The 12,662-nt window shown below is 45.2% G+C and carries 13 protein-coding genes; 10 read left to right on the top strand and 3 right to left on the bottom strand.

The window, feature by feature from the left end; genetic code table 11:
• Positions 1–6: 6 nt before the first annotated feature.
• The 3 genes from LYZ37_RS21945 to LYZ37_RS21935 all read right to left on the bottom strand — a co-directional run bounded on the left by LYZ37_RS21945 (position 7) and on the right by LYZ37_RS21935 (position 4,478).
• Positions 7–1,296, bottom strand: coding sequence for a phosphatase PAP2 family protein (locus LYZ37_RS21945; RefSeq protein ID WP_272787612.1), 1,290 nt, complete (start codon positions 1,294–1,296; stop codon positions 7–9).
• A 594-nt stretch (positions 1,297–1,890) separates the two neighbouring features.
• Complete coding sequence (norR, locus tag LYZ37_RS21940; protein ID WP_272787611.1) at positions 1,891–3,420, bottom strand: nitric oxide reductase transcriptional regulator NorR; 1,530 nt, start codon at positions 3,418–3,420, stop codon at positions 1,891–1,893.
• 116 nt (positions 3,421–3,536) lie between these two features.
• Complete coding sequence (locus LYZ37_RS21935; RefSeq protein ID WP_272787610.1) at positions 3,537–4,478, bottom strand: helix-turn-helix domain-containing protein; 942 nt, start codon at positions 4,476–4,478, stop codon at positions 3,537–3,539.
• 133 nt (positions 4,479–4,611) lie between these two features.
• Here LYZ37_RS21935 and LYZ37_RS21930 point away from each other — a divergent pair, with 133 nt between their 5' ends.
• The 10 genes from LYZ37_RS21930 to LYZ37_RS21885 all read left to right on the top strand — a co-directional run bounded on the left by LYZ37_RS21930 (position 4,612) and on the right by LYZ37_RS21885 (position 12,628).
• The gene (locus LYZ37_RS21930) at positions 4,612–5,025 is read left to right on the top strand and encodes a rhodanese-like domain-containing protein (RefSeq protein ID WP_272787609.1); all 414 of its coding nucleotides are present in this window, start codon (positions 4,612–4,614) and stop codon (positions 5,023–5,025) included.
• Entirely contained in the window at positions 5,016–5,621 is a 606-nt protein-coding gene (locus LYZ37_RS21925; protein WP_272787608.1) for a glutathione S-transferase N-terminal domain-containing protein, read from the top strand. Before LYZ37_RS21930 ends, LYZ37_RS21925 begins: the two co-directional genes overlap by 10 nt.
• A gap of 128 nt (positions 5,622–5,749) precedes the next feature.
• On the top strand, positions 5,750–5,929 hold the full coding sequence (locus tag LYZ37_RS21920) for a hypothetical protein (RefSeq protein WP_272787607.1): 180 nt from the start codon (positions 5,750–5,752) through the stop codon (positions 5,927–5,929).
• A 9-nt stretch (positions 5,930–5,938) separates the two neighbouring features.
• Positions 5,939–7,150, top strand: a complete 1,212-nt coding sequence (locus LYZ37_RS21915) for an MFS transporter (RefSeq protein WP_272787606.1) — start codon at positions 5,939–5,941, stop codon at positions 7,148–7,150.
• A 94-nt stretch (positions 7,151–7,244) separates the two neighbouring features.
• Complete coding sequence (locus LYZ37_RS21910) at positions 7,245–8,516, top strand: DASH family cryptochrome (protein WP_272787605.1); 1,272 nt, start codon at positions 7,245–7,247, stop codon at positions 8,514–8,516.
• Entirely contained in the window at positions 8,506–10,050 is a 1,545-nt protein-coding gene (locus LYZ37_RS21905; protein ID WP_272787604.1) for a cryptochrome/photolyase family protein, read from the top strand. The genes LYZ37_RS21910 and LYZ37_RS21905 overlap by 11 nt, the downstream gene beginning before the upstream one ends.
• Before the next feature lie 98 nt (positions 10,051–10,148).
• Complete coding sequence (locus LYZ37_RS21900; RefSeq protein WP_272787603.1) at positions 10,149–10,877, top strand: sulfite exporter TauE/SafE family protein; 729 nt, start codon at positions 10,149–10,151, stop codon at positions 10,875–10,877.
• A gap of 35 nt (positions 10,878–10,912) precedes the next feature.
• Entirely contained in the window at positions 10,913–11,206 is a 294-nt protein-coding gene (locus tag LYZ37_RS21895; RefSeq protein WP_171320176.1) for an antibiotic biosynthesis monooxygenase family protein, read from the top strand.
• 22 nt (positions 11,207–11,228) lie between these two features.
• Entirely contained in the window at positions 11,229–11,657 is a 429-nt protein-coding gene (locus LYZ37_RS21890; RefSeq protein ID WP_171320175.1) for a YccF domain-containing protein, read from the top strand.
• Positions 11,658–11,818: 161 nt separating this feature from the next.
• Positions 11,819–12,628, top strand: a complete 810-nt coding sequence (locus LYZ37_RS21885) for a substrate-binding periplasmic protein (protein ID WP_272787602.1) — start codon at positions 11,819–11,821, stop codon at positions 12,626–12,628.
• Positions 12,629–12,662 lie beyond the last annotated feature (34 nt).

The raw sequence follows: 12,662 nt of genomic DNA, 5'->3' as shown, positions 1-12,662 counted from the left end.
CCAGATTTAGAATCGGTTAGTTACCGACAGTAAGACTGACTCAGAGCGATATCTTGTTTGGTACATTTCCCAATTGTTGTTGGTATAAGCGTATTTCAACGCGACCGTCCAGTCTGGATTGACCTTGTAGTTAACGCCAGTTTCAGAGGCAAACACACGATCTCTATCGAAGATTTGATAGTCTACACGGCCCATAACTGACCACTTATCATTGAACGCGTATTCAACTTCCCCAGAGACAGCAGGAAGTACTGGTGTAGAGCTGAGCTTAGAATGCCTGCCACCATTGAGTAAGTCAGTTTCTATATCTAGCAAGTAGGCATATAAACCTGCTCCGGCAGTAAGGGAGACAGCATCACTAACTTGGTATTGTTTCTGGTAAAGGCCACCTGCGCTCCACTGACGCAAAGCGATAAAAATGTCTTCTCCTTGCGTATAAGTGTTGTTGTCGATTTCAAAACTACCGCTTACTTTGCCAGTACGACGCGTCTCGTTAGGCGCGATTTGAAACTCTATTGCACTGTCATCGCTAAGCTGATACGCATAGGTTGCGCGTGAGAACGGTTGGTATTCATCAACTGGTGCTGAGTTTTCGATGGTTTGGTTTGCACCCAAATCACCCATTGTATCGTAAGTGTTGAAACCGATGTCTAACGTAAATGAATGGACTTTTTTCTTAGCGTAAACCGGGTTAGCACGCTTTCTATTTGAGTCATACTCAAAGGCGTCATTGGTTAAGCTGACGTTGAGCATCATGCCATCTTTAAGTGGCGCAGCACTTAGGTTCACCCCTTCAGGTGTGTACTCTGAGACAAAAAACTGATTAGTTAAAAAGGCAATACCTGCACCAGCGACAACATCGTCCGCATAGTGGCGGTTGCCGTGTACACGACTTGCACCAACAAAACTTGCAGCGGCGTACGCAGGAAGACCCCACTTAGCACCATAGCGGCTTTGTAGGAATGCGGCACCAGAGAAAGCCGCAGCTGTGTGCCCTGATGGGAAGGACGCTGTGTTTGAAGAGTTTGGTCTTACGCGCCCAACGACATATTTTCCCGCTTGTACGATACCGATAGTCGTGGCAAGTGAGTAGGTTAACTGTTTTGCACCCTCGGCATCATCATGCAACCAAGCGGCAAAGAGACCAGTAAGAGGAAGAGCAACTTGAATATAGTCGCCAGCGACGACGTAATCATCGTCTGTATTGCTAGTGATTGCGTTAGTTGTTGGATTCGCAAATGCAGTTCCTTGAGCAAGAACACAACTAACTGCCGCTGACAAAAAAAGTTTTTTCATAGAGTTGTACCATCAACCTTGGTCTTAGTTGTTATAGAGATGAAGCGAGAAATGGCACGACAGAAGCGTTCCCGATAGTGCGCGAAATGCTCCCTGCCTTTATATTCACTGTGCCTATCATAACCGTAACTCATTGGTCAGACGCATTAAGTTTGATTGATTTACGACCAGTTTCTATTTTGAGAAATGCTACTCGGTAACCAAGTTCAAAATGTATTGCGCCAATATCTTTGCATCCTGTAGCAAAAATTAACTTCATTTAAATCATTGGCAGAGATTATAATTGAATAATGGTTTGATGTAAAACTTAAATTGTTGATTTGTGTTTGCCTGATTGTGATTTGAGCGGTGGTTATCTTCTTGTAGCTGTTTTGTTTGAGTGTCTAATTTTAATGTTAGCAGTTGCTCTAGGAGGGTTTCTTTGGATCGGTGTGGGAGAATGAATTGTTAAGGTGGTCTTAGTTTTATAGTGAAACCTTGGTTGTAATATGATTTTTTGGTTATACGCGGTCATCGATGGTCTTCATGTTCACTACACTTAGAATTAGCTGTTTTTAGGCGGGGATTCCCGCCTTCATTCTTATATTCACTGTATTACACCTCTACCCCAAGCTTTTTACCCATCCTGTATAGGTTGCCTCGATCCATTTGTAGAAACTCAGCAGCTTTCGCCCACGTGCCATTCGATTTCTCAAGTGCATGTAGGATCAGATCTTTTTGATAGTCTTCAACCAATCCACGCATAGCTTGACTCTGTTTGGGTAAGTAATTGTTATTTGTCAGCTTTGCTGCGGTTTCAATACCACCATCAAAGTGTTGGGTTGTAATGATCTGTTGCTGATCTTGGATCGCGCGCAGCGCGGCTCTAGTGAGGGTATGTTCAAGCTCTCGGACATTGCCCGGCCATGTTTGACGCTCAAGTAGGCTGAGGCTTTTAGGGTGCAAATGTAGGTTAGGGATGTTGAACTGACTGCGGACTTTTTCTAGCAAGTATCCCGCGAGTACGGGTAGGTCACCTTCACGTTTTCTTAGCGGTGGCACTGAAATAGGAAAGACATTTAGGCGGTGATATAAGTCGGCTCTGAACTGCCCATTTTCGACTTCTTGATCTAGAGAACGGTTAGTAGCGGCGATAATGCGCACATTAACCAACAAGTGTTGGTCGCTACCGACTCTTTGCAGCTCTCCTTGTTGAATCACACGCAGCAATTTTGCCTGCAGCACAAGTGGCAACTCGCCCAATTCGTCTAGGAAAATAGTGCCGCCATCGGCAAGTTCAAACTTACCGGCTCTGGAACTATTCGCTCCTGTAAATGCTCCTCTAACATGACCAAATAACTCACTCTCAGCAAGTCCTTCAGGTAGGGCGGCGCAGTTTACGTAGATCATTGGCTTGTTGGCGCGGTGACTTTGAGCGTGCACACTGTGTGCAACGAGCTCTTTTCCCACCCCTGTTTCCCCTGTGATCAACACGGCATAGTCAGACTGAGCAACCGTTGCTATGTTGGTGCGTAGTTTTTCTATCTGCGGACTAACGCCAACCATCTCTCCTTGCTTTGAGCGAGCTTGCTGAATCAAGGTTTCCGTGACGTGTTTTTGCTTTTTGTTTTGCGCCTTAAGGGCTTTCACTTGGGCAATGTTACGCAGAGTGGCAGCAGCAAGTGCGGCGAAGGTTTCGATTGTCACCGGATCAATGCTGTCAAATGCCCCCACTGTTAAAGAATCTAGCGTCAGCACTCCGACCAACTGCCCCCCGACATACAAGCTGCAACCCATGCAGTCATGGACATCAAGCTCCGCTTCTTCACTTAACAGGATGCCACTAAATGGGTCGGGCAATTCACAGTCGGCACCAAAACGGACTGGTTGTTTGCTCTCCATGATGGCTTGTAGGCGAGGGTGAGCTTTAGGGAAGAATCGCCGCGCTAGGATGCTGCTTGATATGCCTTTAACCGCAACGGGAGTAAGAAAGCCATCTTGGTCGAGGATAAATAACGCGCTCGCATCACAAGGAAACACCTGATCAATACCATCAATAAGATGCTGATATTGGGTTTCACTGTTTTGGTTGGAACTTAAATTGAGCGCGATATCCAACAGGACTTTATTCAAGTTAGCTTTCATGATTTGGCGATCCCTTTTTTGAGAGTCGCCATGCTAACAAGGTGATGTGTTTTTCACATCGCCATTATGGGTATAAACGCCGTACGGTTGATGTGAGTCAAAAACGACAAGTTGAGCTAGGCTAAATCCCCAAATTGTTTACGATATTGCTGCGGGGAAACACCGACCAAACGCCGGAAGTGATGACGTAAAGTCGTGGCACTCTCGAAGCCTGCCATACTGGCTAAGCGTTCGATTGAGTGGGACTCGATTTCGAGCAGACCTTTTGCGCGCTCAATACGTTGCTGAATTAGCCACTCTTTAGGAGATAAGTTGAAACTAGCGCGAAATTTTCGGTCAAATGTTCGACGTGACATACTGGCTTTTTCGGCAAGAAGATCAACGCTAATGCTCTTGTCTAAATGACTGTTGGCCCAGTCGAGTGCTGATGCAAAATTATTGGGAACCTCTAGCATCGGCGTCTCAACAAATTGTGCTTGACCGCCAAGTCGATGGGCGGAAATCACCAATCTTTTCGCGACTTGATTGGCAAAGCTATAACCAAAATCATGACGAATAACGGCTAAGCCAAGGTCGAGTGCTGCTGCGCTGCCAGCAGAGCAGCCGATATTGCCATCGAAAACGTAGAGGACATCAGATTGATAATTTACGTTTGGAAATTGAGAGCGAAAGCTTTGCTCGTACATCCAATGAGTAGTCGCCGTTTTGCCATCGAGTAGTCCTAGCTTAGCTAATAAAAATGCGCCCGAACACAAAGTGAGCACTCGCTTACCTTGTTTGGAAAATTGACTAACTTCCGCTTCTATTTTCTCAGGAATTACATAGTCCCAAGTCGGCCATCCAGGAATAATCAGAGTGTCGTAATCTTCAAGGCTGTCGACCTTTTGCGCGCTAAGAGTGATGTTTCCTGTGGTATGGATGTCAGCGCTCTCTAACGTCACCACATCGGTCTCGTACCAAGATTCAAACTCCGGTCTAGGCAGGGCGAATAGTTCAATAGCACAAGACATTTCAAACAGCGCGGCATGGCTGTGGGCGAGTATCGCGACGCGTTTCATTTCTCTTCCTTGAAGGCTAAGTTCATTTTCTGAGGTTGGCTTATTATTAACGATGATTGGCTTTTAAGCCAGTTTAATACACCGAGAGTTGGTTGCACTATGTACACAAGCAATAACAAAACAAGGACAAGTTATGACCAGCGCAGTATCTCGTGTGAAAGCCGCATCAAGTGAACAAGCTCTAGCGCACTTTGAACAACTACTTAGATTCGAAACCGATTGCTGGGATGTGCATCATGCTCTTAGCAATGGTCTGCAAGATTTCATTTTGGTTGACGTCAGAGGTGAAAGCTTGTTTGAACAAGGACACATTGACGGTGCAATCAACATTCCCCACCCAAGACTCAATGAAAAGCGCTTAGCTGAGTTTCCGCTTGATACCTTGTTTGTGGTGTATTGCGCCGGGCCACATTGTAATGGCACAGAGAAAGCGGCGATTCGTTTAGCAAAGCTCGGCCGACCAGTGAAAAAGATGATTGGTGGTATTACAGGTTGGTTAGATGAAGGATTTGAATTGATAACAGAGGAGGAAGCACAATGCAGCTAATCGTTGGAACGGGCTCAACATGGTCACTGCGTGTTTGGTTATGCGCAACAATGGCGAACTTAGAGTTGGATGTTCAAGTCATAGATCTCTCGAATCCAGAGTCAAAACAGCAGCTGGCTCAATTGTCGCCTTCTGCTTTGGTGCCTGTGCTAAGGGATGGCAACTTAGTAGTACATGATTCGTTGGCCATCGTTGAGTACCTCAATGAGCAATCTGGAGGGGCGCTGTACCCGCAAGATCAAAGCCAAAGGGCGATAGCGCGTTCGCTCTGTAATGAAATGCACTCAGGCTTTTTTACCCTGCGTTCTCAATGCAGTTTCACCTTAGATTCTGTGCCGCCAGCGGATATGTCAAACCAAGCACTACGACTTGAGATTGAACGAGTTACCGCTATTTTCTCGCAGGCCGAACTTCCCTTTATGTTTGCTCGACCAGGTGCCGTTGATGCTTTTTATGCTGTGCTTGCTTACCGCCTCAACAGTTATGGTATTCGTTTAGAAGGTAAGGCTAGGCAATATCAGGCTAGTCTATTGGATTGGGCGTTAATGCAATCAGGGATAGAGCAAATGAGACAGTGGGAGAGGGACGCTGATTGAAGGTCGAGGCATAGCCACTAAGACTATGCATATTATGCATAGTATCTTTGTTTAAATGTCATTTGAGTCATTGCGTGAGGGGCTCTAAACTTCGCGCTCTTTTTTAACCCATGCTGAGATAATGAATCATGTTTTCTCAATCACTTTTTGCTCAGCTAGTGCGAATGATCCTGCTGTTAGCCCTGTCTTTGGTGGCGGTCCACAACTCACCAAAGTTGTTGGCGCTACTGGCGCAGCAGGCGATCAATAGTGGTTGTCATCAGACAACAGGCGACGGCCACGACCATTCTCACCACCATCATCATTAAGGCTTTGCGATGAGCATTTTCCGATTTCCACCAATAGTTTGGCTTGGGATAGCCATTCTGATTATCTGTCTAGGGATTAGGCAATCTTTCGGTATCTTTATGATGCCTATCTCGGATCATTTTCAGACAGGACGAGAGTTTTTCAGTTTTGCTATTGCACTGCAAAACTTGTTGTTCGGCGTTTTCCAGCCATTTGTCGGCATGGCAGCGGATCGCTTTGGCGCGAAAAGAATGATCATCATGGGCGCGATTGCTTATGGCGCGGGTTTGTACTTAACTTCAATCGCTGTGGAGCCGAGCTTACTTTACCTCTCTTTAGGTGTGTTGGTTGGTTTAGGTCTGAGTGCGACAAGCTATGTGATTGTACTTGGCGCAGTGGCTAAAGTTGTGCCCGCGCAGCACGCAGCGAAAGCTTTTGGCCTAACAACAGCAGCCGGTTCATTTGGCATGTTTGCAATGATCCCTGGCGCTCAAACTTTACTCAGTGACTTTGGTTGGCAAGGCGCGCTCCAAGGCTTCGCAATCTTGTCCAGCTTAATGATTGCGTTTGCTCTGTTTATGAAAAATGGCCGTGCAACAACAAATCAATCGTCAGCCAATCAGGAAGATGACGACCAAACGCTTAAGCAGGCGTTAAAAGAAGCTTTCGCACACAAAGGGTATTGGTTAATTCACCTTGGGTTCTTTGTGTGTGGTTTTCACGTGATGTTTATTGCGACGCACTTGCCAAGTTATCTGGCCGATAAGCATTTACCGGCTTCAACTGCCGCGATGGCTCTGGCTTATGTGGGTATCTTTAACATCTTTGGTTCCTATTTCTGGGGCGTAATGGGTGACAGATTCAACAAGCGTCATGTGATGTCCGCACTGTATCTAGTGAGAACTGTTGTGATTGGTGGCTTTGTGACTCTGCCTGTTACAGAGCACACTGCGGCAATCTTTGGTGGAGCGATCGGCTTTTGCTGGCTTGGTACCGTGCCACTGACATCTGGCTTGGTTCGCCAAATATTCGGAGCCAAGTATCTGTCTACGCTTTATGGTCTGGTTTTCTTTACCCACCAAGTGGGTAGTTTTCTAGGAGCTTGGGCTGGTGGACGAATCTACGATTACTACGGATCTTATGACCCAATTTGGTGGTCAACTGTGGTTCTCGCATTTGCGGCTGCATTGATTCATCTACCAATCAATGATCAACCAGTTAGACGTTTGGCGACCGCGTAACTCTGTAATGGATTGATTCTTCAGCTCTTCTTTTTCGTATACGGGTTTGACGATTTAATTGCGTTCGAAACTGCATAAAGTAAAAGGGGAGCTGATGTTGTCTAAAACCGCTGGACTATACTGGTATACCAATGATTTAAGAGTGGCAGACAACTGTCTGCTTGCTAGAGCTGTTGACCAAGTCGATACTTTGCATTGTGTATTCTGTAATCCTTCCCTTACTTCCTTTTTGAAACACTATTCGCGAGAAGAGCACTTCGGTTGTGCAAAACAAGTCTTTCTCGAACAGTCTGTAGATGCGCTTTCCAGTGCTCTCAAGCAGCATAATCTGACCCTTCAAAGCGAATCAAAACCTGCGCTAGTTTTTCTAACTGACCTTATTGAAAAGTTGGAAATTACTCACCTTTTTTGTAATCAGAGTGCGGGAAGTGACGAGCAGAAGACACTCGTTCAATTGAGACAGAAATTTCCGGCTATCCAGATTGTTCAGCAGCCCGTCAATACTTTGTTCAATCTACAACAACTGCCTTTCGATGTATCAGAGATTCCAGTCACTTTTACCAAGTTTAGAAAGCAGGTTGAATCTTTATCTATCGAACCTGTCGTTGGTATTAACAGCGAACACGATAATTGCCCATTTCCGCGAGTGGCTGGCGAAGATGAACTGGTTTTTTGTGGAGGAGAAAGCTGTGGGCAAGAACATATTGAGCATTACTTCGCAACTTCATTGGCTAGTGAATACAAGAAGACACGTAATGGTTTGGATGGAATGCTGTTCTCAACCAAATTCTCACCTTGGCTTGCACTGGGGTGCATTTCGCCTCGACTGATAGTGAGCAAGCTACGTGATTATGAGCGAAGGCATGGCGCAAACGACTCGACGTATTGGATTTATTTTGAACTGCTGTGGAGAGAATACTTCTATTGGCATGGAAGAAAGCAGGGCAAGCAGTTGTTTTTCGATGGCAAGAAAGCGGGTGATACTCGAATGTCGAGTGGAGATATAGAAGCTTTTGAGTCATGGAAGCAGGGGACGACAGGTTACCCGATTGTGGATGCTTGTATGAATCAACTTAGCCTGTCGGGGTACATGTCAAATCGAGGGAGGCAGCTAGTTGCAAGTTGCTTGATTTACGAGCTAGGTTTGGATTGGCGTATGGGGGCGGCCTATTTTGAAACCCAACTGATTGACTATGATGTGAGCTCTAACTGGGGTAACTGGCAATATATTGCGGGCATAGGTGCGGCTCCAAATACCATCAGACAATTTGATCTTGATTATCAAACACAGATGTACGATCCGAACGGTAACTTTATCGCCAAGTGGATTGGACGTAGTCGCAAAGGAGGCAACAGTGAAGTTTGATACCGTGAGACTTATCTTAGGCGATCAGTTAAACAGTCAACACTCTTGGTTCCAACATGTTGACGATTCAGTTCTCTATATCGTAGCTGAGTTGCACCAAGAAGCAGAGTACACGCGACACCACACTCAAAAGGTATGTGCTTTCTTCGCTGCGATGGAGACGTTTGCCCATGAGTTGAAAGAAGAAGGGCATCAGGTATTGCACTTAACTTTGGATGATACAGCTCATTTTGATGACCTCTGCCATTTACTCAATAGTTATGTAGAGGATACTCAAGCTAAGTGTTTTCAATACCAACGACCTGATGAGTATCGGTTGGCTCTGATGCTGGAGAGCTTAGTGATCAAAGAATGTGAAGTCGAGATGGTTGAAAGTGAACATTTCTTGCTGCCTTTCGATGAGTTTAGCCATTACTTTGCCGTTGGTAAGCACGTAATGATGGAACACTTTTATCGCAAAATGAGGAAGCGATTCAACATTCTAATGGAAGGTGGGAAACCGGTCGGAGGAAAGTGGAATTACGACGCGAATAACCGCAATAAGCTCAAACCGATAGATATCGAGCAATTGCCATTGCCTTTGATGTTCGAAAATCAGATTAATCCTATTCTGGAGCGGTTGAAGCGACATCGTATCAAAACGATAGGGCATACTGTTGAATGCTTGTTATGGCCAATTAACCGCAATCAAAGTTTGTCCCTGTTAGCCTATTTCTGCCAAGTCTGTTTACCTAACTTTGGTCGATTTCAAGATGCAATGACTTCTCAGCATAGCTCGAAATGGAGCTTGTACCACAGCCGCCTGTCATTCTCTATAAACGCAAAAATGCTCCAGCCTATGGAGGTTATCAATGCCGCTTTGTCTGCATATTCTGCAAATCCAGCGATCGATATCTCACAGGTTGAAGGCTTTATCCGTCAAGTTTTAGGGTGGCGTGAATACATTCGTGCGGTCTATTGGGTCAATATGCCGGCCTATTCACAACTGAATTATCTCAATGCAGAGAATGCGTTGCCGGAGTTCTTTTGGACAGGTAAAACGAAAATGACGTGCATGAAAAATGCGATTGAACAGTCTCTTGATTACGCTTATGCACATCACATCCAACGGTTAATGGTGACAGGTAACTTTTGCTTGATTAGTGAAGTACACCCAAGCCAAGTTGATGATTGGTACCTAGGTATTTATGTTGACGCGATCGAATGGGTTGAGATGCCTAATACCAGAGGTATGGCGCTGTTTGCTGATGGTGGAATCGTGGGTACTAAGCCTTATGCTGCTAGCGGTGCGTACATCAATAGGATGAGCGATTACTGTAAAGAGTGTCACTACAACGTGAAAATAAAAAGTGGAGAGAAGGCTTGCCCCGTGAACAGCTTGTATTGGCGCTTTATGGTTAAAAATCGTGAATTGCTGACCAAGAATCCTAGAGTTGGAGTCATTTATCGTTCTTGGGATAACCTTGAACAAAGTCAGCAACAAGAGGTACTTGAAACCGCAGCGCAATATCTTGAGCAATTAGATCGGCTTTAACCGTTTTTTCAGGGCCTTAGAAGGCATAAAATTCAATGGTAAATCATTGGATTAAGAGTAGTATGTGAGGTACTTTTTTAGTCAATTGTCTGGATAATATGTTCGCTGAATGGATGACGCCTGAGGCATTAATTGCCGCGTTTTTAATATTTCTTGGTTCGTTTGTTCAAACAGCGATCGGTTTTGGTTTGGCGATTGTTGCCGCGCCTTTATTGTTTCTTGTTTCTCCTGATTACGTGCCTGCTCCAATCTGCTTAGTCGCTCTGTTCATTTCAATCCTCAATGCGCTAAAGCATAGAGACAGTGTCGAAATTGGTGGCCTTAAAATGGCACTGATTGGTCGTGTCCCGGGTTCGATAGCGGGTGGCGTGTTACTGGTTATGGTTTCGACCGACCTGCTGGCATTATGGTTAGGTGCCCTAGTGCTGTTCGCGGTTGTGGTGAGCTTACTCCCTTTTCGAATTGAACCAACGCCAATGCGAATGGGCGTCGCGGGTTTCTTTTCGGGCTTTTTTGGCACCAGCTCTGCGATAGGCGGGCCTCCCATGGCACTGCTACTTCAGCACCAAGAAGCTAATCAACTGCGTGGTAACTTATCTGCCTTCTTTGTCTTTAGCTCTATTATTTCGCTGGTGATTCAAATGCCAGCAGGATTTTTAACCTTACATCATCTTTGGATAAGTGTTCCGCTTATTCCAGCCGCGTGGGTAGGGTATAAACTCGCCATGATGACCACTCAATCATTACCGAAAGAGAAAATTCGTACTGGCGCTCTTTTGCTTTGCTCGATCAGCGGCGCAACGGCCGTTTGGCAAGGTTTGAGCTAGAAACCCTTTTGTTCATCTTACGTTAAGGAAAAACCATGATACTGGAAGTCGCTGTCTTAGATGTTAAGCCAAGCTTAGAGAAAGAGTTTGAACAAAACTTTGGTAAAGCACAGGCTATAATTTCGTCTATGAAGGGTTACGTTTCGCATCAGTTGCAACGTTGTATAGAAAAACCAAATCGCTATATCTTGTTAGTGAATTGGCAAACATTAGAAGACCATGAGCAGGGCTTTAGGCAGTCTGCTGAATATCAGGAATGGAAGGCTCTTTTACACCATTTTTATGACCCATTCCCAACCGTAGAACATTACGAATCAGTCTACGGATAGGTTTTCTATAAGGAGAGACAAAGTGCTTAGAATTCTTGGTAATATCATCTGGTTCCTGTGTGGTGGCGTTATCATGGGACTACTATGGTGGTTCTTCGGACTGCTTGCGTTTATTAGTATTGTGGGGATTCCATGGGGACGAGCTTGTTTCGTCATGGGTAACTTTTCTTTCTTCCCGTTTGGTCACGAAGCTATCGCTCGTGATGAGCTCACCAATGAAATGGATATAGGTACCAGTCCATTAGGTACGGTCGGCAATGTCATTTGGTTTTTGCTAGCGGGTATTTGGTTAGCGATTGGTCATATTATGTCTGCAGTGGCCTGCTTTGTAACCATTATTGGCATTCCATTTGCGCTTCAGCACCTTAAGTTGGCCTATATATCACTCGCTCCTATAGGTAAGACTGTCGTGCCTAAAGAGCAGGCCGCAATGGCAAGATATTCGAAGTAAAGCTACTCACTGAGCCCCGAAAGGGGCTTTTTACTATCAAAGACTTAGTTATAAAGTGTCTATGCAACAGGTTAGACCAATCGCCAATTGATCCTATCAATAAGAGGTTTATAGTAGGTAGCCAATTGCTGCCTATTTTTATAAACATAAAGAACAATAATATGACTCGTCAGTCTGGTAAGTTTGGCAATAATGCGATTGGATGGATAGCGCTTCTTTGGGGGAGTGCTAGCCTTGCTGAGCCGATACAGTTGGATCTGTATACCCAAGAGTTTCCACCGTTACAGGTCCAAGTTGATCAACAAGCGGAAGGTTACGTGGTGAAGTTCGTAGAAGCAGTTGTCGAACACGCTTCACAATCGCTTCCCATGGAAGTGGCGAATGTCCACTTTGCGCCATGGAAACGTGCGATTCGCAATACTCAAGAAAATGAAAACACGCTGTTTTTCTCTCTTTCGCGTACGCCTAGCCGCGAACTTGAATATCAGTGGATAGGGCCCGTATCACCCTACGAGGTTGCGATCTATCGTCACTTTGATGGCCCTAACGTTTCTCCTAACTCTTTTCAAGATTTAAAGAATTTCAGTTTTGCCGCCCAAACCGCGAGCAATTTTGAAGAGATGGCGCGAGAAGAAGGGTTTACCAATATCATCCCAGTCAACTATGGCAAAGTGGCTATCAAGTTGCTGCGTGCTCACCGAGTTGATTTTGCCCCTTTGGTCACGTCGAGCTACCACTATCGCATGGAGCAGTATGGGTATGATCCTAAAGAGTTTGTTGAAGTGGTCAAAGTAGATAAGCTATGCAAAGAGCTTTGGTTAGTGACAGGGAATAAGACATCACAGCAAGTAGTTGAAGCGTTGCGCGATAGTTTTGATGAGCTTAAAAATCAGGGCAAGCTTGCCGATCTAATGCAACAGTATCAACCGGATAGCGAGATTATGGTTCGGTATCGTAATGCGATGAAATAGAAAGGAAAAGAGGCTCATTTGAGCCTCTTTTTAA

Origin of the sequence: Vibrio tubiashii (assembly GCF_028551255.1) — a bacterium.
In the GTDB taxonomy this organism is placed as follows: domain Bacteria; phylum Pseudomonadota; class Gammaproteobacteria; order Enterobacterales; family Vibrionaceae; genus Vibrio; species Vibrio tubiashii_B.
Note: the sequence above shows the minus strand (reverse complement) of the source record. Positions and strands in the feature narration are given on the sequence as shown.

Bases quoted from the DNA above. Each gene is read 5' to 3' on its own strand.
- LYZ37_RS21945 (WP_272787612.1), bottom strand. From the start codon at position 1,296: ATGAAAAAACTTTTTTTGTCAGCGGCAGTTAGTTGTGTTCTTGCTCAA.
- norR (WP_272787611.1), bottom strand. From the start codon at position 3,420: ATGAAAGCTAACTTGAATAAAGTCCTGTTGGATATCGCGCTCAATTTA.
- LYZ37_RS21935 (WP_272787610.1), bottom strand. From the start codon at position 4,478: ATGAAACGCGTCGCGATACTCGCCCACAGCCATGCCGCGCTGTTTGAA.
- LYZ37_RS21930 (WP_272787609.1), top strand. From the start codon at position 4,612: ATGACCAGCGCAGTATCTCGTGTGAAAGCCGCATCAAGTGAACAAGCT.
- LYZ37_RS21925 (WP_272787608.1), top strand. From the start codon at position 5,016: ATGCAGCTAATCGTTGGAACGGGCTCAACATGGTCACTGCGTGTTTGG.
- LYZ37_RS21920 (WP_272787607.1), top strand. From the start codon at position 5,750: ATGTTTTCTCAATCACTTTTTGCTCAGCTAGTGCGAATGATCCTGCTG.
- LYZ37_RS21915 (WP_272787606.1), top strand. From the start codon at position 5,939: ATGAGCATTTTCCGATTTCCACCAATAGTTTGGCTTGGGATAGCCATT.
- LYZ37_RS21910 (WP_272787605.1), top strand. From the start codon at position 7,245: ATGTTGTCTAAAACCGCTGGACTATACTGGTATACCAATGATTTAAGA.
- LYZ37_RS21900 (WP_272787603.1), top strand. From the start codon at position 10,149: ATGTTCGCTGAATGGATGACGCCTGAGGCATTAATTGCCGCGTTTTTA.
- LYZ37_RS21895 (WP_171320176.1), top strand. From the start codon at position 10,913: ATGATACTGGAAGTCGCTGTCTTAGATGTTAAGCCAAGCTTAGAGAAA.
- LYZ37_RS21885 (WP_272787602.1), top strand. From the start codon at position 11,819: ATGACTCGTCAGTCTGGTAAGTTTGGCAATAATGCGATTGGATGGATA.